The sequence below is a fragment of the Pseudomonas sp. SWRI22 genome, from assembly GCF_014268395.2.
Lineage (GTDB): Bacteria > Pseudomonadota > Gammaproteobacteria > Pseudomonadales > Pseudomonadaceae > Aquipseudomonas > Aquipseudomonas paracarnis.
On sequence record NZ_JABWQK020000001.1, the window covers coordinates 3,147,385 to 3,173,697 of the forward strand.

The window sequence follows — 26,313 nt, forward strand, 5'->3', positions numbered from 1 at the left end:
GACCGCTATCGCAGGCAAGCCAGCTCCCACACTGACCGTATTCCAACAATAGTTATTCGGTGTCGCTGAAGTCGTAGTGCAATTCATTATCCCGACTGCTGATCCGCACCCCCGCCAGTGCCTTGCCTTCCAACATGCGCGTGAGGAATTCGCGGCTCATGTCCGGCAGCAGGCTGTTGGTGAGGATGGTATCGATCATGCGCCCGCCACTTTCGGTTTCGGTGCAGCGCGAGACGATCAGGTCGACCACTGCGTCGTCATACTCGAACGCGACTTTATGGGTGTTCTCCACACGCTTCTTGATGCGGTTCAGTTGCAGGCGCGTGATCGCCTTGAGCATCTCATCGCTGAGCGGGTAGTACGGGATGGTCACCAGGCGACCGAGCAAGGCCGGTGGGAAAATCTCCAGCAGAGGCTGGCGCAGGGCCTTGGCGATTTCCTCGGGCTCGGGGATGTTCGCCGGGTCCTTGCAGACGTGGGAAATCAGTTCGGTACCGGCATTGGTGGTCAGCAGGATCAGGGTGTTCTTGAAGTCGATCACCCGGCCTTCGCCGTCTTCCATCACGCCCTTGTCGAACACCTGGAAGAAAATCTCGTGCACGTCCGGGTGAGCTTTCTCCACCTCATCGAGCAGTACCACGCTGTAGGGTTTGCGCCGTACCGCTTCGGTCAGCACACCGCCTTCGCCGTAGCCGATATAGCCCGGTGGCGCGCCCTTGAGTGTGGACACGGTGTGGGCTTCCTGGAACTCACTCATGTTGATGGTGATGACGTTCTGCTCGCCGCCGTACATGGCTTCGGCCAGGGCCAGGGCTGTTTCGGTCTTGCCCACACCCGAGGTGCCGGCCAGCATGAACACGCCAATCGGCTTGCTCGGGTTGTCGAGGCCGGCGCGGGAGGTCTGGATGCGCTTGGCGATCATTTGCAGGGCATGGTCCTGGCCGATGATGCGTTTCTTCAGGTGCTGGTCGAGGTTGAGCACGGTTTCCAGTTCGTTGCGGGCCATGCGGCCCACCGGGATGCCGGTCCAGTCGGCGACCACCGAGGCCACGGCCTGGTAATCCACGGTCGGCAGGATCAAAGGGGTTTCGCCTTGCAGAGCGGTGAGGCGCTGTTGCAGATCGACCAGTTTTGCACGCAGTTCATCGTTGCCGCTGTCCACAACCCCGGCCTTCTCGCGCAGGGTTGCGCGGGTGGCGAGCAGCTCATCCACCAGGGTTTTCTCTTCGGCCCAACGGCTTTCCAGCGTGGCCAGACGCTCACGTTCGGCGGTCAGCAGCGCTTCGCTATGGGTTTGACGCGCTCCAATGGCAATGCCGATCGCATGCTCACGGGCGATGATTTGCAGCTCGGTTTCCAGGGCTTCGATACGGCGACGGCTGTCGTCCACTTCCGCGGGGACCGCGTGCAGGCTGATGGCGACGCGCGCGCAGGCGGTGTCCAGCAGGCTCACGGATTTGTCCGGCAACTGGCGCGCCGGAATGTAGCGGTGGGAGAGCTTCACCGAGGCTTCCAGAGCTTCGTCGAGGATCTGCACCTGGTGGTGTTTTTCCATTGTGGAAGCCACGCCGCGCATCATCAGCAGGGCCTTGTCTTCCGACGGCTCGGCAACCTGTACCACCTGGAAACGGCGGGTCAGGGCCGGGTCTTTCTCGATGTGCTTTTTGTACTCGGCCCACGTGGTGGCCGCCACGGTACGCAAGGTGCCACGGGCCAGGGCAGGCTTGAGCAGGTTGGCCGCGTCACCGGTGCCGGCGGCGCCACCGGCACCTACCAGGGTATGGGCTTCGTCGATAAACAGGATGATCGGCTTGGGTGAAGCCTGCACGTCTTCGATGACCTGGCGCAGGCGCTGTTCGAACTCGCCTTTCATGCTGGCGCCGGCTTGCAACAGGCCCACGTCGAGGCTGCGCAGTTCCACGTCCTTGAGCGCAGGCGGTACGTCACCGGCGACGATACGCAGGGCGAAACCTTCGACCACGGCGGTCTTGCCCACCCCGGCCTCACCAGTGAGGATCGGGTTGTTCTGGCGCCGACGCATGAGGATATCCACCAGTTGGCGAATCTCCTCGTCACGGCCCACGATTGGGTCGAGCTTGCCGCTGCGGGCCTGTTCGGTCAGGTCCACAGTGAAGCGCTTGAGCGCTTCCTGCTTGCCCATCGCGCTGGGCGCCATGGCACCGCTGGCCTCGCCAGGGACGCCGGCATTGAAGCCATCGCTGGCGCTCAAGGCATTTTCCGGCGAGTCACCGACGTATTCATCAAAGCGCTCGCTCAGGGCCTCGGCCTTGATCTTGTCGAACTCGCCGGACAAACCCAGCAGCGCATGGCGCAGGCTCGGTGTCTTCAAGATGCCCAGCACCAGATAACCGGTGCGCACCTGGCTTTCGCCGAACATCAGGCTGCCATACACCCAGCCGCGTTCTACGGCTTCTTCCACGTGGGACGACAGGTCGGTGATCGACGTCGAGCCACGCGGCAGGCGATCCAGGGCTTCGGTGAGGTCACGGGCCAGGCGCGCCGGCTCCACGTTGAACTGGCGGATGATGCGGTGCAGGTCCGAGTCCTGCAGTTGCAGCAACTGGTGAAACCAGTGGGCCAGTTCCACATACGGATTGCCCCGCAACTTGCAGAACACGGTGGCGGCTTCGATGGCTTTGTAGGCCACGCTGTTGAGTTTGCCGAACAGTGCGGCGCGACTGATTTCACCCATGCTCTGGATTCCTTGAGGTGGTGGCGTGGTCGGCGTAATGCCGGGCCAGGATTAGGTCGTTGGCGTCATGCGCAGGTTGGCCGAGCCAGGTGTTGAAGCCCAGGCGGAACTGGCCGTTGAGTTGCAGCGCCGGAACTTCGGGTTGTTGCAAAACCAGGTTCAAGTCCCAGTCCATTTCATGGCCCAGGTACTCGGCCACCCACGCCACCAGCTCGTTGAACGGCTGTTGGCCGGGCAGCATGCCCATGTAGTCATCCAGCGTGAGCGGGCCCAGGCGGATGCGGAATTTGTGCTGGCGGTCCCACACGTGGCTACCCAGGCAGAAGTCCACGCCCAACTGGTTGGCGCTGACCCCCACGCGGCTGCGTTCGGGCAGTTCCAGCCATTGGCCGACGTATTCCTCGATCTCTACCGGCAGGCCGAAGTACTCGCTGAGGATCGCTTTCAAGCCATCCGGGTAACGGGTTTGCGCCGACAGATGGCCGCTGTAATGCAGCTTCGCGGTATCGGGGATCAGCCCTTGATTGAGCAGGCTCGGCATCCCGCGGCCACTCAGGGCGGCGAGGCGGGCGGACCAGTAGTCATCGTCCGGGCGGTCATGGCTGACCGTTGGCCGCGCCTCGGCCCAGGCCCGATAGAACAGGGTCAGCAAGCGATGGTGGAACACATCCAGGAACTGCTTGCTGGTGCTGTCGGCGTTGTTGCGTTGGCGCTCGCGCACGTACTCGGTGATGTGCAGCGGCAGCGGCCCGTTGGGGCCGCCGAGGCCGAAAAAGAACTGCTCCAACCGCGCCGGCTTGCCGTCGCCACCGGGGTCGACCGAGGCGAGGGTGGCGGGTGCGAAGGTGCAATCGGCCTGCTGCCCCAGGCGCAGCGGGTCATCGGCCAGGCGTAGGGAATGGCCCAGGCGTGGCAGCTCGGGCGTTTCGCACTCGATGCGCCGCAATGCCTGGAAGAAGTCATATTCCCAGGGCTCCTGGTGCATCGCGTCCAGGGTTCTCACAGGGTCGGACGCCGTCCGGGCTTGGCTTTCCATCGCATGATCTCGCCGCGTTCGGTGGTACGGATTACCGTCTCGGTAAAGCTGTTGATCGACACGTAGCGTGCCAGGAAGCGCTCCAGCACTGCACCGAGCAGGAACACGCCGGTGCCGCGAAACGCGTTTTCATCGAACTCCAAGGTGATTTCCAGGCCGCGGCCAAACACAATCGGGCCAGGCATCGGCAGGCGTCGAGTCACCGCCTTGCTGCTGACTTCGCGCAGGCCTTCGATCTGCAATTGCAGGGCGGCGTCATTGCTGTCGCCGTACAGGCGCAGCAGTTCGCGCAAGGCGCCGGCGCCCTGGCCCTCTTCGCTCAAGGACAGGTAGTTGAGCGACAACTGGCTGATCAGGCGCCAGGCCTTGGCGTCATGCGCATGGCTGGCACGCGGGCGGCTTGGCCCGGCGACGCACCGCACGGCCAGTACCGGTGCACTGTCGGCCAGGGTGAAGTCGGTCTTGCCGTTGCCCACGCTCATGAACAGCGGCAGGTCCCGGTTGGTGCACAGTGCCGTCACGCCCAACTGGCGCAGGTCATGGCGATACGGCGCCTGGCGGCTGTCCACCAGGCTGACGAAGGTTTCACTGCCCACATAAGTGGAGCGCGGGCCATTGCGGCGCTGATCGCTGGACAGCACACGCGGCTCGCGGCGCACGCTGTAATACGCTTGGTCGCGGCCATAGCGCGACGGATCGCGCACCGCATAGAACGGCAAGAACGGCTGCTCCGGTCCGGTGCCATGGCCAGTAATGCCGCTCAAGGAGTGAATCTCGAAATCCATCGGCCGCGTACGGTCGGCGATCACGTGGTGTTCATTGACCCGGTCGGACAAATGGATGCGGTCCACGCGCTTGGGGAACAGGTTGATGGCGGGCGTGCAGAACGGCAAGAACTGCGCCGCGCCGACACTGCCTTCCAGGCTCGGTTCGTGGCGGTCGAACAGCACGATCAGTTCCAGCTCCTGGCCGTCACACCGTTTGACCGCACGGCTCAACTCGGCGAACTCAACGAACAGGAAGCGATGGGGCAGGGCGAAGTACTCCTGCAACAGGCGATAGCCCTGGAACGCCCGCGCTACCACCGGCATGGCCGCATCGGCATCATCGAACCCCCGCGAGCGCAACGCGCCCTGGGGCAGGCGCTCGACCCAATCGCCACCGGGCTCGCGCGCAAACACCGCGCAGGCGTTGCCCAGTAGTTGTTCGTAAAGGCGAAACGGTTGTTCATCAGCGCCGCTCAGGTACAGCGGCAAGGTATCCAGGTCGAGGCTGTTGAACGGCAGCTCGGCACCGGTGCGCAGGGTCAGGCGCAGGCCGGCCTTGGCTTTCGGTTCGCTGGCGGCCAGGCGCCCGAGCACGGCGGCGGGGTTGCCGAAATATTCGGCGTTGCTGACCTGCAACGGCCACAGTGTCACCGGGTGCGCGGTGCGGTACTCGCAGCAGGTCTGGGTTTCACGGCCCAGGGCGGCACGCAGCACCGTGTCACGGGGTAGCGGGAAACCGCCGGCCAGGGAGCCTTCATCGGGGTCGGTCTGCAGTTGCACTACGGTCATCGACGGCGTCGGTGCCAGGTAGTGCGGGTAGGCGATTTCCAGCAAGTTGTGGGTGAAGGTCGGGTACTCGGCGTCGAGCTTGAGCTGCACGCGGGCCGTGAGATAGGCGAAGCCTTCAAGCAAACGTTCGACGTACGGGTCGGCGCAGTCCATACCGGACAGGGTCAGCCGACTGGCGATCTTCGGGTATTCCTTGGCGAACTCGGCAGCGCTTTCGCGCACGTGGTGCAGTTCCTGGTTGTACAGCTCCAGCAGGCGCGGGTTCATGGGCGTCTCCGCTGGTCGGCATTCAGCACGCGCACATGGCCGGACTCCAGGTCCACGTCGGTCTGCAACAGCAAACGCAACGGCACCGGCTGTGCCCACAGGTCGCCTTCAATCTCGAAACTCAGGGCGTTGTGATTCATCTCGCCATGGCCCATGCGCGCCTTGACTCGCAATGTGTGGCGCAAAATACGCGGCTCGAAAGTGGCGATGGCCTGGTAAATCAAGGCTTCCAGGGCTTTGATATCGACGCTCGAAGCGCTGTTGCCCGCCAGTGCCGGCAGGCCGTAATTGACCACCGAAGTGCCGGCCGGGGTGTGCAGCGTGGCATCGGTATCGAGTAACGAGGTGGTGTTAAGCAACCACGCCAGGTCACGCAGCACCGAGGCCTTCAATTGGGTCAGGGACAGCACGCGTTTGTCGGCGCTTTCCTTGGGGTTGGTCGGGTCTTCGTCGGTCAACCGGTCCAGCAGGGACGGTTGCAGACGGTCGCGGGAAGCGATTTCAGTTACCACCAAAGCAGCTCCACGGACGGGTTGCGAGAGGGACACAATGGCCGTGGCACCGGGCCACGGCCACAAGGGCTATCAGCGTTTGGTGTTGGAACGGATGTTCCAGCCAAACTTGATGGCGCCGCCGTCTTTGGTGCCGTCGGCTTTCTGCGGCTGGTAGTCGACCATCACTTGGGCAAAGTTCAGGGTGACGTTTTCGGTCAGGCGATCATCGCTGCCCGAACCGCCGGTGCTCAAGGAGGTGACCAGCACTTCTTCCAGGTTGATCACCATGTACTCGACCTGGCTCTCGCCACCGGCCTTGCGCACGGTCAGCTTGACCTTGTCGATGTGCTTGCCGCTGGCGCAGTGCATCATCAGGTTGGGCGAAGCCTTGTCGACGTACTTGGTCAGCGACAGGTCCTGGATATTCACCTTGCCCGCGCCACCGCCACCGCCGACGTGCATGTTGCCGGACTGGGACATGCCCCAGCTCCAGTTCAACACATCGATTTCGTCCTTGTGGGCCTTGTCCATGGACTCGCCCTTGATGTCGCCGATCTTGATGAAAATATCAACAGCCATGTTTTCTCCCTGTGTGGCCCATGCCACTTGATTGGGTGATCGTTCCCACGCTCTGCGTGGTAACGCATCCTGTGACGCTACGCGTCACCGGGACGCAGAGCGTCCCGGGCGGCATTCCCACGCGGAGCGTGGGAACGAGCTAGCTCAATCGTTACTTATGCGCTTTTTGCCGAAGGCAGTTTCGATACCAGGCGCAACGACACCGTCAGCCCTTCAAGCTGATAGTGCGGGCGCAGGTAGAACTTGGAGTTGTAATACCCCGGGTTGCCTTCGACTTCTTCCACGATCACTTCGGCCGCCGCCAACGGGTGCTGGGCCTTGGTGGTTTCGGTGGAGTGCGCCGGGTCGCCGTCGACGTAGTTGAGGATCCAGTCCTGCAACCAGCGCTGCATTTCGTCCTTCTCTTTGAAGGAACCGACCTTGTCGCGCACGATGCACTTCAAGTAGTGGGCGAAACGGCAGGTGGCGAACAGGTACGGCAGGCGTGCGGCCAGGTTGGCGTTGGCGGTAGCGTCCGGGTCGTCGTATTCGGCAGGTTTCTGCAGCGACTGGGCGCCGATGAACGCGGCGAAGTCGGTGTTTTTCTTGTGCAGCAGCGGCATGAAACCGTTCTTCGCCAGTTCCGCTTCACGGCGGTCACTGATGGCGATTTCGGTCGGGCACTTCATGTCCACGCCACCGTCATCGGTAGGGAACGTGTGGGCCGGCAGGTTTTCCACTTCACCACCAGACTCGATGCCGCGGATGCGCGAGCACCAGCCGTAGTGCTTGAACGAACGGTTGATGTTCACTGCCATGGCGTAGGCGGCGTTGGCCCAGGTGTACTTGGAGCTGTCGGCGCCGTCGGTGTTTTCTTCGAAAGCGAAGGCTTCCACTGGATCGGTCTTGGCGCCGTACGGCAGGCGTGCCAGGAAGCGCGGCATGGTCAGGCCGATGTAGCGCGAGTCTTCCGATTCACGCAGCGAGCGCCAGCCGGCGTATTCCGGGGTGGTGAAGATCTTGGTCAGGTCGCGTGGGTTCGACAGTTCCTGCCACGAGCCCATGCCCATCACGGTCGGCGAGGCCGCAGCGATGAAAGGCGAGTGCATGGCGGCGCAGACTTTCGACAGCTCGCCCAGTAGTTCCACGTCGGGCGGCGACTGGTCGAAGTAGTAGTCACCCACCAGGCAGCCGTAAGGTTCGCCACCGAACTGGCCGTATTCTTCTTCGTACATCTTCTTGAAGATCGGGCTCTGGTCCCACGCGGTGCCCTTGAATTTCTTCAGGGTCTTGTGCAGGTCTGGCTTGGAGATGTTGAGCACGCGAATCTTCAGTTGCTCATCGCTCTCGGTGTTATTGACCAAGTAATGCAAGCCACGCCAGGCGCTTTCCAGTTGTTGGAAATCCTGGTGGTGGATGATCTGGTTGACCTGGGCGGTGAGCTTGGCGTCGATGGCGGCGATGATCGATTCGATCGACTTGATCGCGTCGTTGGACACCAGGTCGGTTTGCGCCAGGGCCTGTTCAGCCAGGGTGCGCACCGCGGTTTCAACGGCTTCGCGGGCACGCTCGGTCTTGGGCTTGAATTCTTGCAGCAGCAGGTTCGCGAACTCGCTGGCTTCTTCGGTGGTACCCAGGATCTGGCTGCCTTCGCGGGCGGTATTGTCCGTCATGATTACTGCTCCCCTGCAGGCTTGGGCGCGCTGGCAAGTGCCTGAAGCAATGCCGGGTCCTTGATCGCCTTCATGATGATTTCTTCAGCGCCAGTCTTGCCGTCCATGTAGGTCAGCAGGTTGGCCAATTGGGTGCGGGCTTCGAGCAGCTGGTTCAGCGAGTCGACCTTGCGGGCCACGGCGGCCGGGCTGAAGTCGTCCATGCTTTCGAAGGTGATGTCCAGGCTCAGGTTGCCTTCGCCTGTCAGCTCATTGGGTACGTGGAACGCGACGCGTGGCTGCATGGCCTTGAGGCGTGAGTCGAAGTTGTCGACGTCCACCTCAAGGAACTTGCGGTCGGCCACGGGTGCCAGCGGCTCGGCAGGCTTGCCGGCGAGGTCGGCCATCACGCCCATCACGAAGGGCAGCTGGACCTTTTTCTCGGCGCCGTAAAGCTCGACGTCGTACTCGATCTGCACTCGAGGCGCACGGTTGCGCGCGATGAATTTCTGAGAACTTTGCTTCGCCACGTTGCTGCTCCTGGTCGCTTGAGCGACGGTGTTGTTACTGCACGGTCCGGCGGCTTACTCGCTGTCGGGGCCGCGCAGGTTTTCAAATTGGGACATGCCATCGGGAATCAGATTGCGCACGATGGCCGCAAAGTCGGCATGTACCAGATTCTTGGCTCGGTTCAACAGCACCGGCAGCGGGCTCGAAGGCTCGTGGCGGGTGTAGTACGCAAGGATTTTGTCGAGGCTGCGCAGCACATCGTCGCGGGTGGCGATGTCGCTCGTCGGGCGAGGGGCTGCGGGCGCGGCGGCGTCGACCGAGGGGGCATTGTCTTCACTGACGGCCTCGGGATCGCTGCTGCTGTCGGTGCCTGGCACCGCTTGATTGAGAAGTTGCAGGGCCTGTTTGAGCGGCTGCTTCAAGGCGCTGAGGTCCACGCCCTGGGCGGAACCGACTTGGTCATTGACCTGTTGCTCAATGGCCTCGCACGCCGTGCGCGCCGCGCTCAAGGCGTCGCGGGTGGCTTGCAGTTGTTCGGGGTCGCTGTCCAGGAACGCGGCGTTGAGTTGCTGGTTGCCCAACTGCTCATCGGCAAAACTCTGCAGGCCGCTGGCGTTGAGCGCGGCGCGCAGGCTCACGGGCCCGAAGGTGCGCGAGCGTGTCAGGATGCTTTCGCGCAGCAGCCGAATATTGGTTTCGCAGGTCAGGCCGGTAAGGGCGTTGATGCGCACGGTGGGGTCGTTGTCATCGTCGGCATCCAGGCGCGGGTGCAGATCGGCCCAGTATTGGCGCAGCAAGGCGTCGATCAGCGTGAGGACTTCGGCCAGCCCGGCCACACCCTGGAGGGCGAGGGTGCTTTGCAGCAGAAAGTGGGTGATGCGCAGGTCTTTGCTGCGCTGCAACAGGTCGAGGCTTTGCTGCTGGATGCTGCGCCACTCGGGCGGCTCAGCGGGCAGGATCGAGTCGCCCATGCTGCGTTCGGGTTGGCCCTTGGCATCACGTTCCAATTGCAGAAATTGCGCGTCATATTCCATGTCCTCGCCACAAGGCGACGTCGCGGAAACGGCGGTGAGCAGCAACGGCACATCCACTGAATTCGATCTCCTTATCGGCCCGCTGGATGGCGGGCAATTCATGCACTAGTTGCGTAATGAACTTTGCATGTTTTCTTGGTCATATACTCAGCGTGCCACTACTGCGCCATCACTGATGTTCAAGAAGTTGTGCATTTTTGGTGTAGTACTTATGGCTTGTCAAGGTAAGCTATTCGCCCTCTGTGACAGATGTGCGGTGTTTAACAACCTGCGCGACTGGCGAGTCGAAAGGCGCGCCCAGAGCGGATTTTTGTCATGGAAGCCAGTTAAGATCAGCGATCATGCTGGTAAAAGCAGATTTTGGCGGTCGTTTGTACGACAGGACGGGACTCTCCAGGGCGGTGCTGCCTCCTGGGTAGACTGCGCGCGATGTATCAGCAAGGAGGCAAGATGTCGCTGTGTTTGACTATCACTAGTTATCACAAGATCACACCTGGGCAATGCCCCGAAAAGTCCATGGATCAGGGCGTGATGGCTATTGGCCGCAGTTCTGACAATGACTGGGTATTGCCCGACCCTGAGCGTCTCGTCTCTTCGCAACATTGCGTTATTCAATACAAAGATGGCCGTTATTATTTGACCGATAACAGCACCAATGGTGTGGAGTTGGTCAAGGCGGGTATTCGTATGCGTCGGGGTAACAGCGAGCCGTTGCAAGACGGTGAATTGATCCGCATCGGCGATTACGAAATCCAGGCGCGTATCGACTTCAACGTGCAAGCCATCGACAGCCAGCCATTTGCCGGTGACTCACCCAATAGCTTTGAAGCGCTGATGGGCGCCGTGGCGAGCCAACCTGCGCCCACGCCGATGATCGCGCCGCAGTTCCAGGGCGCCTCGGCCATGGAAACCCTGCCAGACCTGTTCGACTTCCTCAGCCCCACCGCCGTGCCGCCGCCCACCGTGGCGGACCATGTGCCGTCCGAGCAACACGATTTTCGCCCCCCGGCCCCAGTGGCCGTACCGGCGCCCGAAAAGCCATCAGTGCAGGGCTCGGTCATTCCCGAAGACTGGGATCTGTTCGGCGACGCGCCCGCGCCCGTGGTCAATGCTGCGCCCGCCCCAGACCCGATCATCCCGCCGCCACCTGTGGTCGAGCCTGTTGCGCTCCCCTTGGCCAATGCCGAGCCACAACCGGACCTCCTGCAAGCCTTCCTGCGCGGTGCGGGCCTGGACCAGTTGCGCCTGGGCAAAGCCGACGCCTGCGCGCAGATGGAAAGCATCGGCCGCAGCTACCGGTTGATGGTCGAGGGCTTGATCGACGTATTGCGTGCCCGTGCCAGCCTCAAGGGCGAGTTTCGCATGCAGCAGACGATGATCCGCCCCGCCGAAAACAACCCGTTGAAATTCGCCCCGAATGCCGATGAAGCGTTACTGCTGTTGCTGCGTCATGGCAACCAGGCGTTCATGGCGCCGGACCTCGCCGTACGTGACAGTTTCGACGACCTGCGCGCCCACCAGTTGGCCGTGATGGCTGGCGTGGAAGCGGCGATCAAACACCTGCTCACGCGCTTTGAACCGGCGCAATTGGAGGAGCGCATGGGCAAACCCGGCGGCCTCTCGAGTCTGTTCAACGGTTCGCGCCAGGCCCAGTACTGGCAGCAGTTCACCGAGCTCTACAGCAACATTTCCCGCGAGGCCCAGGACGATTTCCAGGACTTGTTCGGTCGTGAATTCAGCCGGGCCTACGAAGAACACAGTGCACGACAGCGACGCTGAAAACGCCTCGCACCAATGGATAAAACGGATAGCTAAATACGTCATTGAGGACGCAGGATGATTCCCAGGTTTTTACTCGCAGCCGCCACCATGCTGCTGCTGACGGCGTGTGCCAACGACACTGCCAAACCCCAGGCGGCTGCCGAGGCCGAAGCTGACACGGCCGCCGTTGAGCTGCATTTTCACGCGATTGCCGGGCTTAACCCCGGTGCCAACGGCCAGGCCGCGCCGGTGCGGGTGCGCATTTTCGAATTGAAAAACGCCGCGACCTTTTCACGCTCCGATTACTTCGCCCTGGCTGACCGTGCGCAATCCACCCTCGGCCTCGACCTGCTGGACCAGGACGAAGTGATGGTGCAGCCCGGCCAACAACTGAGCCTGCAGCGCGATCTCGACCCGTCCACGCGCCAGATCGGCTTGCTGGTGGGCTACCGCGAGTTGGACCGTGCGCAATGGCGCACGGTCATCAACGTGCCGCCGCGCCAATACAGCGAATACCAGATCAGCCTCGACGTGCATGCCGTGCGCGCCGACGTCGTGGCTTCCCCATCCAGCCCAGCCCAATAACAAGCAATCGGAGCCCCCATGTCCTGGAACAATCGCGTGGTCTGGTCGGAAGGCATGTTCATCGGAACGCAGCACTTCCAGCAGCATGACCGTTACCTGGAAAACCTGATCGATGCCCGCAGCCGCCCGTTGTCGGCGGGTGCCTGGGGGTTCTCCGAGCTGCTGATCGACCAGGGCCTGCTGGCCCAGGGCAAGCTGGCGATCGTGTCGGCCCGCGGCCTGTTGCCCGATGGCACGCCGTTCAATATTCCCCAGGACGACCTGGCGCCGAGCCCGTTGAATATCGACGACAACCTGCGCGACGGCCTGGTCTACCTGGCCCTGCCGCTCAAGCGTGCCGGCGCCCGTGACACGGTGGACGAGGGCGAGGCCCTGGAAGCCGCGCGCTACGTGAGCCAGGTGCGTGAAGTGCGCGACGACAACGCCCCGTTCGAAAACCGTGCACCGGTGGCCGTGGGGTCGCGGGCGTTGCGCCTGCTGACGGCGCAGGACGGCATCAGCGACTACGCGGCCATCGGCCTGGTACGCATCAAGGAAAAGCGTGCCGACCGTGCGTTGGTGCTCGATGACACTTACATCCCGCCCGTGCTGGACGTGGCCGCGAGCAAACCGCTGACGGCCTTTCGCAGCGAACTGCTGGGCCTGTTGCACCAGCGTGGCGAAGCCCTGGCCGGCCGCGTGGTGGCCTCGGGTGCCGGGGGGGCCTCGGAGATCGCCGACTTCATGCTGCTGCAACTGGTCAACCGCGCCCAGCCGCTGATCCAGCACTTCAGCCAGTTGAGCCCGTTGCACCCGGAGCGCTTCTTCAGCGAACTGGTCAGCCTGGCCGGTGAATTTTCCACCTTCTCAACCTCCAGCCGTCGCCCCCACGAATACCCGCAGTACCAGCACGACGACCTGGCCCTGAGCTTCATGCCGGTGATGGCGGCCTTGCGTGAGGCGCTGTCGATGCTCATCGACAGCAAGGCCACGCCGATCCCGATTGTGGAGAAAGCCTACGGCATCCATGTGGCGATGCTGGCCGACAAGACCCTGCTCGACAACGCCAGTTTCATCCTCGTGGTGCGCGCCGATGTGCCCGGCGAAACCCTGCGTGCGCGTTTCGGCCAGCAGAGCAAGGTCGGCTCGGTGGAGCACATTCGCGACATGGTCAACCTGCAACTGCCGGGCATCGGCCTGCTGCCGTTGCCGGTGGCGCCGCGCCAATTGCCTTACCACGCCGGCAGCACCTACTACGAGCTGGACCGTGGCAGCGAGCACTGGCAGCAGCTGAATAATTCCGGCGGTTTCGCCTTCCATATCGCCGGGCAGTTCCCGGGCTTGAACCTGGCCTTCTGGGCGATCCGAGGATAATTGGCGATGCATCCCAATGATGATGACCGCACCCAGTTCATGCCGCGCCCGGGTGGCCGAGAGCCTGCACCCGCGCGTGCCGAACCTGCGCCGCTGTCGATGCCGGCTGCGCCGATCCTCACCGGCAAGAGCCAGGGCCTCAACCCGCTGGAAAGTGCCGCCGGCCCGTTGCTGGCGTTGTTGACGCGGTTGCGCAACACCATCGCCCATCCCGCGCCAGCCAGCCTGCGTGCGCAGTTGCTGGCGTACCTGCGCCAGTTCGAAGAACGCGCCGAAGCCGCCGGTGTGGCACGCAATGAAGTGCTGTTGGCCCGTTACGCGCTGTGCACTGCCTTGGATGAAGCGGTGCTGAGCACGCCGTGGGGCAGCACCAGTGACTGGGGTAAGCAGAGCCTGCTGATCACCGTGCACAACGAAGCCTGGGGTGGTGAAAAGGTTTTCCAGTTGCTTGACCACTGTCTGCAAAGCCCACGGGAACGCCTGTACCTGCTGGAGCTGTTGTACCTGTGCATGTGCCTGGGTTTTGAAGGGCGTTACCGCGTGATGACCGACGGGCGCAGCCAGCTGGAAGCCTTGCGTGAACGCACCGCCGCAGCGATACGCAGCGCCCGTGGCGAGCACGAGCGTGAGCTGTCGCCGCACTGGCGCGGCGTGACCGTGGCCCGTGATCGCCTGGCGCAATTCATGCCGCCATGGATAGCCGTGGCGATTGGCTTGGCGCTGCTGTTGGCGTTGCTGTTCGGCCTGCGCATGAAGCTGGCCTCGGACGCCGAGCCGGTGTTCAAGAATATTCATGCCCTGGGCGAGATCCCGGTGCAGGCCATCGACCGTCCGGTGGCGCAGCCCAAAGTGATTGAGCGCCCGCGCCTGGCCGGGTTCCTGGCCGATGACATCAAGGCCGGCCGCGTGGCCGTGGAAGACAAGGTTGACCGCTCTGTGGTGACCATTCGTGGCGATGAGCTGTTCGCCTCGGCCAGCTCCAGCATCGTCGATGACTACCAACCGCTGATGCTGCGCATCGCTGACGCCATTCGCAAGGTCAAGGGCCAGGTGCGTGTCACCGGGCACAGCGACAACCGCCCGATTGCCACGTTGCGCTTCCCGTCCAACTGGGCATTGTCCGAAGCCCGGGCCAAGTCGGTGCTGGAAATTCTCGCGGCCAAGACCGGCCAGGCCGAGCGCTTCAGCGCCGAAGGCCGCAGCGACACCGAGCCGTTGGCCACCAACAGTACTGCCGAAGGCCGTGCCCGCAATCGTCGGGTTGAAATCACCGTATTGGCGGAGGGCGTCGAGTGAAGGCGTTTTTCAGTTTCATGATTCGCTGGGTGATCCCCGTGCTGGGCCTGATTGCCCTGAGCCTGATCATCTGGTTTGTTGGCCCGCTGCTGGACGTGCTGGTGCCCGAAGGGCGCCGTTGGGCGCTGATCGTGCTGGTGTTTGCGCTGTGGGTGGCCTACCGCGTGTTCCGCATCATCCAGGCCCGTCGCCAGGCCGCCGAAGTGATGCGCAGCCTGGCCGCAGAAACCCCGGTCGACCCCAACAGCGTTGCGACCGCCGAAGAGCTGTCCACGCTGCGCCAGCGCATGGACGAAGCCCTGGCACTGCTGAAAAAGGCCAAGCTGGGCGGCGATGAGCGCCGCAACCTTTACGAGTTGCCGTGGTACGTGATCATCGGCCCGCCGGGCTCGGGCAAGACGACCGCGCTGGTCAATTCCGGGCTGCATTTCCCGCTGGCGGCGCAATTGGGCGCCGGTGCGGTGCGGGGCGTGGGTGGTACGCGCAACTGCGACTGGTGGTTTACCGACCAGGCCGTATTGCTCGACACCGCTGGCCGCTATACCACCCAGGACAGCAACTCCACGGTGGACAAAGCCGCCTGGCTGGGCTTTCTCGATTTGCTGAAAAAGCAGCGTTCGCGCCGTCCGATCGACGGGGCGTTTATCGCCATCAGCCTCTCGGATCTGCTGCTGGGCACCGACGCCGAGCGCGCAGCCCATGCCGCCGCGATTCGCCTGCGCATCCAGGAGCTGTATACGCAGCTGGGCGTGCGTTTCCCGATCTACCTGATGCTCACCAAGCTCGACCTGGTGCCGGGCTTCATGGAGTTCTTCGACAACCTGAGCAAGGAAGAGCGTGCCCAGGTGTGGGGCATGACCTTTGCCCTGGACGACGGCAAAAACAGCGACAGCCCGCTGGCGCACCTGCAAAGCGAGTTCGCGGGCTTGGAGCAGCGTCTCAACGAACGCCTGGTCGAGCGCTTGCAGCAGGAACGCGACCCGGCACGACGCGACCTGATCTACGGCTTCCCGCAGCAGTTCGGCGCGCTGAAAGATTGCCTGCAAAGCTTCCTCGAAGGCGTGTTCAAACCCAACGCTTTTGAAGAGCGCGTGTTGCTGCGTGGCGTGTACTTCACCAGCGGCACCCAGGAAGGCAGCCCGATTGACCGCCTGATCGGTGCCATGGCCCAGAGTATGAACCTGGACCGCCAGCACCTGGCGCGCCAGAGCGGCACCGGGCGCAGTTACTTCATCGAAAAACTCTTCACCGCCGTGGCCTTTGCCGAGCGTGGTTTGGTGGGTGTGAACCCGAAGGTCGAACGGCGTCGCAAGTGGATTGCGCGTGGAGTGCTGGCGGCCACCGTCGCGCTGGTGGTGGTGGTCAGCAGCCTGTGGTGGGTGAGCTATCGCGCCAACCAGGCGTATATCGCCCAGGTCGATCAGAAGGTCGCGCCACTGGGCCAGACCGTACAGAACCTGAGCCCGGCACAACGGGAAGTGCTCGCCGTGCTGCCGTTGCTCAACGCGGTGAAGAACCTGGCGGGGGATTCACCGAGCTGGTCCGAAGGGCTGGGGCTGTACCAGGGCGATATGCTCGAAGCCGAGTCCGCCAGCGTGTACCGCAAACTCTTGATCGCCGTGTTCGCCCCACGCCTGGTGACGCGTATCGAAGAGCAACTGCACGGCGGCGGCAACTCGGACTTTCTCTATGAGGGCCTCAAGGCTTACCTGATGCTCGCCGACACCGAGCATTACGACCCGGACTTCATCAAGGCCTGGATCGCCTTGGACTGGGACCGCAACCTGCCCCGCGACCTGCCGGCCGACCAGCGTCAGGCCCTGGCCGGGCACTTGCAAGCGCTGTTCGAACGCCATCCGCCGAGTGCGCGCCTGGACCCACGCCTGATCGACGACCTGCGTCGCCAATTGCAGCAATTGCCGGTAGCCCAGCGCGTGTACGACCGCGTCAAGCGCCAGAAACTGCCCGAAGGTATCCCGGACTTTCGTCTCAATGAGGCCGCCGGTCGCGATGCCGCACTGGTGTTCAGCCGCAAGAGCGGCAAGCCGTTGGGCGAGCCGTTGAGTGGTTTCTTTACTGCCAAGGGCTATCGCCAGGCGTTTTTGCTCAGCAGCCTGAACCAGACCGGCACCCTGGCCGAAGAGCAATGGGTGCTGGGCCATGAGCAGGCCGACCAGCAGAACGTGGTGAGCCTGGCCGCCGACGTGCGCCGTTTGTACTTCCAGGATTACCAGCGCCAGTGGGACGCGTTGCTCGCCGACATCGACTTTGTGCCGATCACCAGCGTGGCACAGGCCGCCGATGTGCTGCGGGTGATTTCCGGTCCCACCTCGCCGCTGAAAAAACTGTTGGTGGCGGTCGCCAGGGAAACCGACCTGCAAGCCGAAGAACGCCAACTGGCCGCCAAAGGCGTGCCGGTGGAAGGCGGCGTGGACAAGCTCAAGGAGCGCCTCGGCAGTTTGCTGGGCGAGGCACAACCGACGGCGAATGCCCCGGCACCGGCGGATGATCCGGTGACCGCGCACTTTGCCGAACTCAACAGCATCGTCAGCAAAAACGAAGGCGAACCGGCGGCCATCGACGGCCTGCTGTCGGACATGAATGCGCTGTATGTGCAGGTCAGCGCCATGGTCGGTGCCAGCGGCGATGCCTTGCTCGGCGAGGCCAAGAACCAGGCGGCGGCTGCGGCCACGCGGGTCAGCCTGAACGCCGAGCGCCAGCCGCCGCTGGTGCAGGGCATGGTCAAGTCGGTGGTCAATTCCACCACCAACAGCATGATGGGCGGGGTGCGTAACCAACTGAACGCGGCCTGGGTCAGTGAAGTGGTCAACGTGTATCGCCAGTCGTTGGCCGGGCGTTACCCGATGTCGCCGGGCAGTGCGCGGGACGCCACCCTGGATGACTTCGGCCAGTTTTTCGGTGTGGGCGGGGTGATGGACAACTACTTCCGCAAATACCTGCAGCCCTATGTGGACACGTCGGCACAGACCTGGCGCTGGCAACCGGGGGCGGCGCAGAAGCTGGGGATTGCTCCTGGCGTTCTGCAAACCTTCCAGCGTGCGGCGACGATTCGGGACGCGTTCTTCCGCTCCGGTGGCACCCAACCCATCGTGCGTTTCGAACTCAAGCCGGTGTCGATGGACCCTACCATCACCCAGTTCCTGCTTGACCTGGACGGCCAGCAGTTGAGCTACGACCACGGCCCGAGCCGGCCGGTGGCGATGCAATGGCCGAACCCGGGCAGCATTGGCGTGGTGCGTATTTCCATCATGCCGCCGTCGGCCAGTGGTCGCTCCGGCATCACTCTGGACGGCCCGTGGGCCTGGTTCCGTCTGCTGGAGCAATCAGACCTCACTGCAGGCAACTCGCCGGATCGTTTCAACCTGCGCCTGCGGGTCGATGGCGCGAGCATCGCCTACGAGTTGCGCGCCAACAGTGCGTTCAACCCGTTCAAGAGCCGCGTGCTCAGCGGCTTCAGCCTGCCGGAGCGGCTATGACGGCCCTGGGTTTCTACGGCAAGTTGGCCAGCCGCGGGGACTTCGTCAGCCGCGCCTTGCCCCAGAGCTTTATAGGCCCGTGGGACAGCTGGCTGGCAGCGGGTTTGCTCGCCAGCCAGAACAGCCTCGGCGCTGACTGGCTGAATGCGTACCTGGTCAGCCCGTTGTGGCGCTTTGTGCTGGCGCCGGGCGTGTGCGGGCCGGATGCGGCGGCGGGCGTGGTGATGCCGAGCATTGACCGGGTCGGGCGGTATTTTCCGCTGGCGGTGGTGACCTTGCTGGATCACGACACCAACCCGGCGTCGCTGGTGGGCGGTTCTGACGCCTGGTTCGAGCAGGCTGAAACCTTGTTGCTCAGCACCCTCGACAGCGGCGCGACCTTCGAAAGCTTCAACGCCGGGCTCGACGAGTTGGGCGTGCCGGCCAGCGAGCCGCGGGCGGTGGACAGCCGTTTCGCCGGCCTGCAAAGGGTGGCAGCCACCGTGCCGCACCAGCGTATGACCGCACTGGCCGAACAGGCGTGCGAGGGCGCAAGCCTGTGGTGGGGGCGAGGTTCGCAGCGTATCTCCCCCGGTTTATTACGGTGCCAGGGCCTGCCTGCCGCCAGCGATTTTGCGCAGTTTTTGCTCGGACAAGAAGGTGTGGTGTAGATGGGCGTGACGTACGAATCCGCGAGCAAAAGCCATGTGGGCATGGTTCGCCAAGTCAACGAAGATGCCTTTCTGGACCTGCCGGAAAACCGCTTGTGGGTGGTGGCCGATGGTATGGGCGGGCACGCGGCGGGGGACTATGTCAGCAGCTTGATCGTCGACAGCCTGCGCCATGTGCCGCTGGGCCGCTCCCTGGACGAATACTCGGCGGCGCTGCGCAATGACCTGCTGCGCATCAACGCGGCCGTGCGCGAAGAAACCGCCAACCGTGGCGTGATCATGATGGGCAGCACCGTGGTGGTGTTCGCCGCGCGCGGCTTGCGCGGGGTGTGCCTGTGGGCCGGCGACAGTCGCCTGTACCGCTTGCGCGACGGCGTGCTGGAAAGCATTTCCCGCGACCACAGCTACGTGCAAGACCTGCAAGACAGCGGCCTGCTCAGCGAAGCCGACGCCCGCACCCACCCGCGCTCCAATATCGTCACCCGCGCCATTGGCGTTGAGGCCCAGTTGGACGTCGCCTCGGTGGACCTGTTGATCGCTCCCGGCGACAGTTATTTGCTGTGCAGTGATGGCCTCAACAAAACCGTCGAAGACCACGAAATCCGCGACGTGCTCAGCCATGACGCGCCGGATGAAATCGTGCGCAGCCTGGTGCACCTGGGCCTCAACCGAGGCGCACCGGACAACATCACCACCCTCGTCGTGAAGGTCTCGTCATGAACATCGTCATTCCGGGTTATGACATCGAGGGCGAGATTGGCGAAGGCGCCATGGCCAGCGTGTACCTGGCGACCCAGCGCTCGCTGGAGCGCAAGGTGGCGTTGAAGGTGATGGCGGCAGCGCTGGCGGCCGACCCGAGTTTCTGCGAACGCTTCCTGCGCGAGGGCAAGACGCTGGCGCGTTTGTCACACCCGCACACGGTGACCATCCATGACATCGGCAACGTCGGTGAGCTGTATTACATGGCCATGGAATACCTGCCCAATGGCACGCTCAAGGAGCGCATTGCTGCTGGGCTGACCCCGGAGCAGGGCGTGACGCTCATCCGCCAGATTGCCTCGGCCCTGGGCTATGCCCATGCCCAAGGGCTGGTGCACCGCGACGTCAAGCCGGCGAACATTCTGTTCCGGGCCGATGGCACGGCGGTGTTGTCGGACTTCGGGATTGCCAAGTCGCTGGACGATCGCACCCAATTCACCCAGGCCGGGTTTGCCGTGGGCACGCCGAGCTACATGAGCCCCGAGCAGGCGCGGGGTCAGGAGATCGATGGCCGCGCCGACCTCTACGCGCTGGGCGTGGTGCTGTATGAAATCCTCGTCGGCAAGCTGCCTTACAACGGCACCGATGCGCTTTCCACCGCTCTGGCGCATTTGACTGAACCCTTGCCGGAATTGCCGGTGCATCACGGGCGCTACCAGGGTGTGCTGCGCAAGTTGTTGGCCAAGGACCCGGCGGAGCGTTATCCGGATGCGGCAGCGTTGTTGTTGGCGCTGGATCAACTGCCTGCTGATGAATCGGATGCCACGCTGGTACGGCCGCTGCCGATTCCATTGAGCGTTGATCTGGCGGGCATCACGCCTGTCACCATCGACATTCCGACGGATAAACCGCAACCGCAGCCAATAGTGCGTCAACCGGTGGTCACGCCGACGCAGCACAATGCTCCGTCCGAGCAGCGCCGTGGGCCGGTATTGGCCTTGGCCGCTGTGGCGGTCGCCGTCGCGTTGGCCATTGGTGGCGCCAGCTACTGGTGGTTGAGCGGCGGCGATGAACCGGCCAAGCCGCCAGCCGCCGTGGTGCCCAAGGTGACGCCGCCCGTGGCTGTCGCTGAAGTGGATGGCGGTCAGCGCCCGTTGCTGATGGCAGGCAAGAAAACCTTGTTCCAGCGTGTACTCAGCAAACCCGGCGCCCTGCTTTCAGTGGACGCTGGGAGCCCGCCGGGTAGAGCGCTGCCGGCGTTTTCCGTGCTCTACGTGTATCAGCGCAAAGAAGTCGATGGCAGCCCGTGGGTGCGCGTCGGCGCCGCTACCGATGGTCGCAGCGACGGTTGGCTGCCGGCCTCCCAGGTCAGCGACTGGAAACAAAGCCTGGTGCTCAAGTTCACCGAGCGCTCAGGCCGGGCGCCCGTGATGTTCCTGCGCCAGCCCGGTGAGGTGGAAAAACTACTGGCTGACCCTGCTGCAGCGAAAAGCGCCTTGGCCAAGGCGCAGAACAACCGAGAAGACAACCAGCAAGTCCTGGCCCTGGAACCCACCGCCAGCGCGGTGCCGCAGAACCAGTTCTACCTGTTGCCGATCTTCGATTCCAAAGAGAGCTTCGACGACAACGGCCAGCCGGTGCAGTTGCTCAACGTGGCCTCCATCGACCCAGGCAGCCGCGCCGCTGCCAGACCGGCCAGCCCGACGCTCAGCGCGAATGCCGACGCATTCCGCACGGCGGTGGTGCTGGTGGTGGACACCACCGTGTCGATGCAGCCCTACATCGACCAGATTCGCGACGTGGTGCATGAGCTACAAACCCGCATTGCCGAGCGCGGCGAGTTGGACAGCGTCAGCTTCGGCATGGTCGGCTTTCGCAGCAGCATCCAGAAAACCCCGGGCCTTGAGTATGTCGCCAAGACCCTGATCAGCCTCGACCAAGGTCGCGACCCGCAGCGCTTTCTGGATATGGCGCGCCAGGTCAAAGCGTCGACGGTGTCCAGCCACTCGTTCAACGAAGATGCGTTTGCCGGGGTGATGCAGGCAGTGGACGGCATGGATTGGTCCGGCTACGGCGGGCGCATCATCCTGCTGGTTTCCGATGCCGGCGCGCTGCGCAAGAACGACCCGTTCGCCGCCACCCAGATGAACGAAGCCGAAGTGCGCCAGGCGGCCCTGGGTAAGCAGATCAAGATCTATGCGCTGCACCTGCGCACTGATGCCGGCAAGAAAACCCATGCCGGCGCCGAGAGCCAGTATCGCGTTCTCACCGCCGACGCCAACCCGCAGATCGGCGACCTGTATACGCCAGTGCCAGGGGGCGATGTGCGCAAGCTGGGTGAGCGCGTCGATGAGATCGGCACGGTATTCGCCAACCTGGTGCATCAGGTGCGCGGCAATACGCCGCAGCCAGTGCCGTTGCTCAGTGCCGCGCCGAGTCTGGCGGACAAGTCCGCCGCCGTCGGCTATGCCATGCACATGGACTTTCTCGGGCGCAAGACCGCGAGCCAGGCACCGCAATTGGTCAGCGCCTGGACCGCTGATCGTGACCTAACCAACCCGGCGCTGCCAGCGTTCCAGGTGTGCGTGATGTTGACCAAGCTGCAACTCAACGACCTGCAACAATCGTTGAAGTTGATCGTGGATGCAGCGCGCAAAACACAAAGCTCGCCCAAGGATTTCTTCCAGGAAATCGCCAGCGCCTCGGCCTATATGAGCCGCGACCCGCAGGCCCTGCGCAAGGGCGGCAACCTGGCTGACGGCGGCCTGCTCGGTGAATACCTGGAGGGCCTGCCGTACCGCAGCAAGTCGCTGAACATGACCCAGGACCTGTGGTTGTCATTGAGCGTGGCCGAGCAAGAAGACTTTATCGACGAGCTGGATTCGAAAATCCGCCTGTATGAAACCTTCCATAACGACGTGGCCAACTGGGTCCGTTTCGGCGATGCCGAACCGGGCGATGCGTTGTACCGCGTGCCACTGTCGACGCTGCCGTAATGCTGAACCTGAGTGCGGTGCACAAGAGCCGGGGCGTCGGTAGCCAGCGCTACAGCCTGGTGATCCCTGCGTTGCAGCTGGGCGCGGGTGAGCAACTGGCAATTGTCGGCCCCAGCGGTTGCGGCAAGAGCACCTTGCTCGACGTGCTGGCGCTAGTGTTGGCGCCGGATCAGGTGGGGCAGTTTGCATTCAACCAACACGACATCGGCGCGCTGTGGCGTGCTGATCGGCAATCGGCGCTGGCCGCGTTGCGCAGCCAGCATCTGGGCTATGTGCCGCAGACCGGGGGGTTACTGGGGTTTCTGGATGTGCGCGGCAATATCGCGCTGTCGCGCCAACTGCTGGGCTTGCAGGACGACGGCCGCGTGGCGCGCCTGGCTGAGCAGTTGCAGATCAGCGATCAGCTGGCCAAGCGCCCGGCGGCGTTGTCGGTGGGCCAACGCCAGCGGGTCAGCTGTGCGCGGGCTCTGGCCCATGGGCCGCAACTGGTGCTGGCTGATGAGCCGACGGCGTCCCTGGACCCGCTCAACGCCGAGCGCGTGATGCAGGCGCTGCTGGCCCAGGCCCGCGAACACCGTACGGCCTGTGTGATCGCCACCCATGACGAACCGCTGGCCCGCGCCAGTGGCTTGCAGGTGCGGCGTATCAGTTGCCAGCGCGACCCAGACGGCGGCGTCACCGCAACCCTCGGGGAGGCGTGCTGATGCGCATCGGCCTGGTTGCTTCGCTTGCGTGGCAGGACTACCGCAACGATGGGTGGCTGTCGGCCTGTTCGGTGTTGGCATTGGTGGCGGTTATCGCGCCATTGCTGGTGTTATTCGGGCTGAAATTTGGACTGGTTAGCAGTTTGACCGAACGCTTGGAGACCGACCCCGCCAGCCGTGAAATCATCCCGTTGGGCGGTGGTCGATTCAGCGCGGCGTTTATCGCGCAGCTGGGTGAGCGCAGCGATGTCGCGTTTGCTGTGCCGCGCACACGGCAGATTGCGGCCACGGCGCAGGTGGGCACCTTGACCCTGGAAATGCTGCCGACTGCCGCAGGCGACCCGTTGTTGGCAGGCTTGCCGATGCCCCACGGCCTGGACCAGATCGTGCTCAGCCATACCGCCGCCGAAAAGTTCGCGGCAAGGCCCGGTGATTGGCTGGAAACCAGCTTTGCGCGGCAAGTGGCGGGGCGCGTCGAGGCCCAGCGCACGCGGTTGCAGGTGCTGGCGGTGTTGCCGCTGGAGGCCTTCGCTCGCGAGGGCCTGTTTGCCGATCTGGCGTTGCTGGAGGCAGCGGAAGATTACCGCGATGGCCGTGCGGTGCCGGCGTTGGGTTGGGCCGGTGAAGCGGCGAGCGTGAGTGAACAGCGCATCTACCCGGCGTTTCGCCTGTATGCGCGCAGCCTCAGTGATGTGGAACCGTTGCGGGTGTATTTCGCCGAGCAGAACCTGTTGGTTTCAACCCAGGCGCACACCATCGCTCAAGTGCAATCGTTGAGCCGCAACCTGTCGATTGTGTTCTGGATCATCGCCGGGTTGGCGTTGGCCGGGGCGTTTGCGGCGATTTTCGCGGGGACCCTGGCGGCGGTGGCGCGTAAGCACCGTGAACTCTCGGTGTTGCGCCTGCTGGGGTTTTCCACCGCCGCGTTGTTGCTGTTTGTGCTGCTGCAAGCGCTATACAGCGCGGGTTTTGCCGCTGTGCTCAGCGTTGGGCTGTATGGCCTGGCTGAGGCGGCGTTGAACAAGCTTTTTGTGCAGGTGCCAGGCGAGTACGCCAGCCATCTGTTGGCGCGCCATTACGGCCTGGCCCTAGTGGCGGTGCTCGGCGTCAGTGCCGTGGCGGCCGCCTGTGGTGGTTGGCGGGTGGCCCGTATCCAGGCTTCTGAAGGAATCAGAGATGTATAAATTACTGGGCGCCTGCGTGGCGCTGAGCCTGGCCTCGCTGGCCTGGGCTGATGAAGCAAGTGACAAGCTCGACAACCCCAAGCCGTTGCCGGACGACGTGAGCCTGCCGCTGCCCTGCGAAGGTAACATGGTATTCCGCTACGCCTACATTCTGGCCCAGGGCACCCTGGATGACCGTGAAATCAGCCTGGGCTACCCCTTTGCCGAAGGCGAGGCGGGTTATCAGCAGTCGTTTATTTCCGGTTACCGCCGCGACTTCATCAACGGCCAGTTCACCCTCAAGGACTTGCCCAAGGACTGGAGCAAGGTCATCGCGCCGCAGATGCCGAAGACCGACGCCAAGACCCCGCTAAAGCCCATGCTGTACTTCATTGGCAAATACGAAGTGACTGCTCGCCAATACGCCCAGGTGATGGCCCAGGCGCAGTCCCTGGCCAGCGGCGAACCGGCGCCGGCGTGTGATGCGCCCACGGGCATGGCCGGGCGTTTGCCCAAGGTGAAACTGTCGCGCTTTGAAGCCGAGCGTTTCTCGGCGGTGTACAGCGCCTGGCTGATGAAATACCACCGCGAACTGCTGCCGGTGAGCGGGCGCGGTGCGTCGACCGAAGACGGTGGCCTGGGATTTGTGCGCCTGCCCACCGAAGTGGAATGGGAGTACGCCGCGCGCGGCGGCCAGGCGGTGAGCCGCCAGGACCTGGAAGGCCGGCTGTATCCACGGCGCGTCGAGGGCAGTGAAAGCGATGGCCCGCTGGCCGATTACGCGGTGTTCAACCAAGTGGCCGGCGGCACCGGCCAGGCAGCGCGGTTGATGCCCATCGGCACCAAATTACCTAACCCCATCGGCATGTTCGACGTGATCGGCAACGCCGCGGAAATGGTCCAGGAATCCTTCCAACTGGTACACGCTGGCCGCCGCCAGGGCACCTACGGCGGCTTTGTGGTCAAGGGCGGCAACTACCTGGAAGGCGAGGGCACGTTGTTCACCGGCATGCGCCGCGAATACCCGCTGTTTGCCGCTGATGGCACCGAGCAAAGCAACGAGACCACCGGTTTTCGCGTGGCGATTGGCGCGTTGTCGGCGCCGCGCTCGCGCTACAAGGAGCTGTTCGCCCAGTGGCAGAAGGAAGGCCGCCTGGCCGCGCTGACCGATGCCATCGACGACGCCCAGGACCCGACCAAGCGCCTGGACAGCATCATCGCCGCCAGTGTCGATCCCAAGCTGCAAGCCGAACTGGGCCTGGTCAACGAAGAGCTCAAGCGCAACGTGTCGCTGATCGCCCAGCAACGCGAAGAAGCGGCGGGCAATTTGATCCAGTCGGCGGCGTTGGTGGCCGAGACCATCAGCAACTACAACATCCGCCTGGCCAACCTGCAGAAGAGTCGCCAGCAGGCGGTGGACAGCAAGGACGAGGCCAGCACGCAGCTGTTCGACATGGCCATCACCAATGGACGCAGCGCGTTGGACGGCGCGGTGGCGATTTACATCGACAACCTGGCCACCGGCACGCGCTACACCGATGCGGTGATCCAGGCGCAGTTTCAACGGATCAAGGAAGAGTTGGATCGCAAGCCAGTGCTCGGCAAGAGCCTGGTGACGCGCGCGACACTGTTCGTTCGCCATGTTGGCAACTACCGCAAGCAACAGCGGGCCGACCCGGCAACGATCTTGAAGGAATTGCTCGCAGCGAGCGGTCAGCGGTCTTGATCGTTGGCTGTCTAGCGAGCTTGGAAGGGACTCAGGCGGCGGTGGGCCGTGCTGGGCAAGTCA

At 63.6% G+C, this 26,313-nt stretch carries 19 protein-coding genes; 11 read left to right on the forward strand and 8 right to left on the reverse strand.

Annotated elements, in window-relative coordinates; all coding sequences use genetic code 11:
* Nucleotides 1–52 precede the first annotated feature (52 nt).
* From tssH to tssA, 8 genes are all read right to left on the reverse strand, one after another.
* On the reverse strand, nt 53–2,713 hold the full coding sequence (gene tssH, locus HU730_RS13790) for a type VI secretion system ATPase TssH (protein WP_186527262.1): 2,661 nt from the start codon (nt 2,711–2,713) through the stop codon (nt 53–55).
* Entirely contained in the window at nt 2,706–3,749 is a 1,044-nt protein-coding gene (gene tssG, locus HU730_RS13795; protein ID WP_054919762.1) for a type VI secretion system baseplate subunit TssG, read from the reverse strand. Before tssG ends, tssH begins: the two co-directional genes overlap by 8 nt.
* Entirely contained in the window at nt 3,713–5,572 is a 1,860-nt protein-coding gene (gene tssF, locus HU730_RS13800; RefSeq protein WP_072445649.1) for a type VI secretion system baseplate subunit TssF, read from the reverse strand. Before tssF ends, tssG begins: the two co-directional genes overlap by 37 nt.
* Complete coding sequence (tssE, locus tag HU730_RS13805; RefSeq protein ID WP_034129256.1) at nt 5,569–6,084, reverse strand: type VI secretion system baseplate subunit TssE; 516 nt, start codon at nt 6,082–6,084, stop codon at nt 5,569–5,571. The genes tssF and tssE overlap by 4 nt, the downstream gene beginning before the upstream one ends.
* A gap of 72 nt (nt 6,085–6,156) precedes the next feature.
* A complete protein-coding gene (locus tag HU730_RS13810) occupies nt 6,157–6,645 on the reverse strand; it encodes a type VI secretion system tube protein Hcp (RefSeq protein WP_003195562.1) in 489 nt (162 codons plus the stop codon).
* A 155-nt stretch (nt 6,646–6,800) separates the two neighbouring features.
* On the reverse strand, nt 6,801–8,297 hold the full coding sequence (tssC, locus tag HU730_RS13815) for a type VI secretion system contractile sheath large subunit (protein WP_003195559.1): 1,497 nt from the start codon (nt 8,295–8,297) through the stop codon (nt 6,801–6,803).
* 2 nt (nt 8,298–8,299) lie between these two features.
* Entirely contained in the window at nt 8,300–8,806 is a 507-nt protein-coding gene (gene tssB / locus HU730_RS13820; protein WP_003195557.1) for a type VI secretion system contractile sheath small subunit, read from the reverse strand.
* A 54-nt stretch (nt 8,807–8,860) separates the two neighbouring features.
* Nucleotides 8,861–9,877 (reverse strand): type VI secretion system protein TssA, encoded by a 1,017-nt coding sequence (tssA, locus tag HU730_RS13825; RefSeq protein WP_186527261.1) that lies wholly within the window; start codon nt 9,875–9,877, stop codon nt 8,861–8,863.
* A 393-nt stretch (nt 9,878–10,270) separates the two neighbouring features.
* Here tssA and tagH point away from each other — a divergent pair, with 393 nt between their 5' ends.
* From tagH to HU730_RS13880, 11 genes are read left to right on the forward strand one after another with little or no spacing between them, the layout of a single operon-like run.
* Nucleotides 10,271–11,599, forward strand: coding sequence for a type VI secretion system-associated FHA domain protein TagH (gene tagH, locus HU730_RS13830; RefSeq protein WP_186527260.1), 1,329 nt, complete (start codon nt 10,271–10,273; stop codon nt 11,597–11,599).
* A 57-nt stretch (nt 11,600–11,656) separates the two neighbouring features.
* Complete coding sequence (tssJ, locus tag HU730_RS13835) at nt 11,657–12,166, forward strand: type VI secretion system lipoprotein TssJ (protein ID WP_186527259.1); 510 nt, start codon at nt 11,657–11,659, stop codon at nt 12,164–12,166.
* 18 nt (nt 12,167–12,184) lie between these two features.
* Entirely contained in the window at nt 12,185–13,519 is a 1,335-nt protein-coding gene (tssK, locus tag HU730_RS13840; protein ID WP_019818126.1) for a type VI secretion system baseplate subunit TssK, read from the forward strand.
* 6 nt (nt 13,520–13,525) lie between these two features.
* A complete protein-coding gene (locus HU730_RS13845; RefSeq protein ID WP_054896050.1) occupies nt 13,526–14,815 on the forward strand; it encodes a DotU family type VI secretion system protein in 1,290 nt (429 codons plus the stop codon).
* Nucleotides 14,812–18,312 carry a type VI secretion system membrane subunit TssM gene (gene tssM, locus HU730_RS13850; protein WP_034129106.1) on the forward strand — a complete coding sequence of 1,167 codons (3,501 nt, stop codon included), beginning with the start codon at nt 14,812–14,814 and terminating at the stop codon, nt 18,310–18,312. The genes HU730_RS13845 and tssM overlap by 4 nt, the downstream gene beginning before the upstream one ends.
* A complete protein-coding gene (gene tagF / locus HU730_RS13855) occupies nt 18,309–18,962 on the forward strand; it encodes a type VI secretion system-associated protein TagF (protein ID WP_014720494.1) in 654 nt (217 codons plus the stop codon). Before tssM ends, tagF begins: the two co-directional genes overlap by 4 nt.
* Nucleotides 18,963–19,682, forward strand: coding sequence for a protein phosphatase 2C domain-containing protein (locus HU730_RS13860; RefSeq protein ID WP_186527258.1), 720 nt, complete (start codon nt 18,963–18,965; stop codon nt 19,680–19,682).
* Nucleotides 19,679–22,657: a serine/threonine-protein kinase gene (locus HU730_RS13865; protein ID WP_186527257.1), complete on the forward strand. Its 2,979-nt coding sequence runs from the start codon at nt 19,679–19,681 to the stop codon at nt 22,655–22,657. Before HU730_RS13860 ends, HU730_RS13865 begins: the two co-directional genes overlap by 4 nt.
* The gene (locus HU730_RS13870) at nt 22,657–23,361 is read left to right on the forward strand and encodes an ABC transporter ATP-binding protein (RefSeq protein ID WP_060763895.1); all 705 of its coding nucleotides are present in this window, start codon (nt 22,657–22,659) and stop codon (nt 23,359–23,361) included. The genes HU730_RS13865 and HU730_RS13870 overlap by 1 nt, the downstream gene beginning before the upstream one ends.
* Nucleotides 23,361–24,545, forward strand: a complete 1,185-nt coding sequence (locus tag HU730_RS13875) for an FtsX-like permease family protein (protein ID WP_186527256.1) — start codon at nt 23,361–23,363, stop codon at nt 24,543–24,545. The genes HU730_RS13870 and HU730_RS13875 overlap by 1 nt, the downstream gene beginning before the upstream one ends.
* Entirely contained in the window at nt 24,538–26,250 is a 1,713-nt protein-coding gene (locus HU730_RS13880) for an SUMF1/EgtB/PvdO family nonheme iron enzyme (protein WP_054919735.1), read from the forward strand. The genes HU730_RS13875 and HU730_RS13880 overlap by 8 nt, the downstream gene beginning before the upstream one ends.
* Nucleotides 26,251–26,313: the final 63 nt, after the last annotated feature.

Bases quoted from the DNA above. Each gene is read 5' to 3' on its own strand.
- tssJ (WP_186527259.1), top strand. From the start codon at position 11,657: ATGATTCCCAGGTTTTTACTCGCAGCCGCCACCATGCTGCTGCTGACG.
- tagH (WP_186527260.1), top strand. From the start codon at position 10,271: ATGTCGCTGTGTTTGACTATCACTAGTTATCACAAGATCACACCTGGG.
- HU730_RS13870 (WP_060763895.1), top strand. From the start codon at position 22,657: ATGCTGAACCTGAGTGCGGTGCACAAGAGCCGGGGCGTCGGTAGCCAG.
- tssG (WP_054919762.1), bottom strand. From the start codon at position 3,749: ATGGAAAGCCAAGCCCGGACGGCGTCCGACCCTGTGAGAACCCTGGAC.
- HU730_RS13875 (WP_186527256.1), top strand. From the start codon at position 23,361: ATGCGCATCGGCCTGGTTGCTTCGCTTGCGTGGCAGGACTACCGCAAC.
- tssC (WP_003195559.1), bottom strand. From the start codon at position 8,297: ATGACGGACAATACCGCCCGCGAAGGCAGCCAGATCCTGGGTACCACC.
- tssK (WP_019818126.1), top strand. From the start codon at position 12,185: ATGTCCTGGAACAATCGCGTGGTCTGGTCGGAAGGCATGTTCATCGGA.
- tssH (WP_186527262.1), bottom strand. From the start codon at position 2,713: ATGGGTGAAATCAGTCGCGCCGCACTGTTCGGCAAACTCAACAGCGTG.
- HU730_RS13880 (WP_054919735.1), top strand. From the start codon at position 24,538: ATGTATAAATTACTGGGCGCCTGCGTGGCGCTGAGCCTGGCCTCGCTG.
- tssF (WP_072445649.1), bottom strand. From the start codon at position 5,572: ATGAACCCGCGCCTGCTGGAGCTGTACAACCAGGAACTGCACCACGTG.
- HU730_RS13845 (WP_054896050.1), top strand. From the start codon at position 13,526: ATGCATCCCAATGATGATGACCGCACCCAGTTCATGCCGCGCCCGGGT.
- HU730_RS13860 (WP_186527258.1), top strand. From the start codon at position 18,963: ATGGGCGTGACGTACGAATCCGCGAGCAAAAGCCATGTGGGCATGGTT.
- HU730_RS13865 (WP_186527257.1), top strand. From the start codon at position 19,679: ATGAACATCGTCATTCCGGGTTATGACATCGAGGGCGAGATTGGCGAA.
- HU730_RS13810 (WP_003195562.1), bottom strand. From the start codon at position 6,645: ATGGCTGTTGATATTTTCATCAAGATCGGCGACATCAAGGGCGAGTCC.
- tagF (WP_014720494.1), top strand. From the start codon at position 18,309: ATGACGGCCCTGGGTTTCTACGGCAAGTTGGCCAGCCGCGGGGACTTC.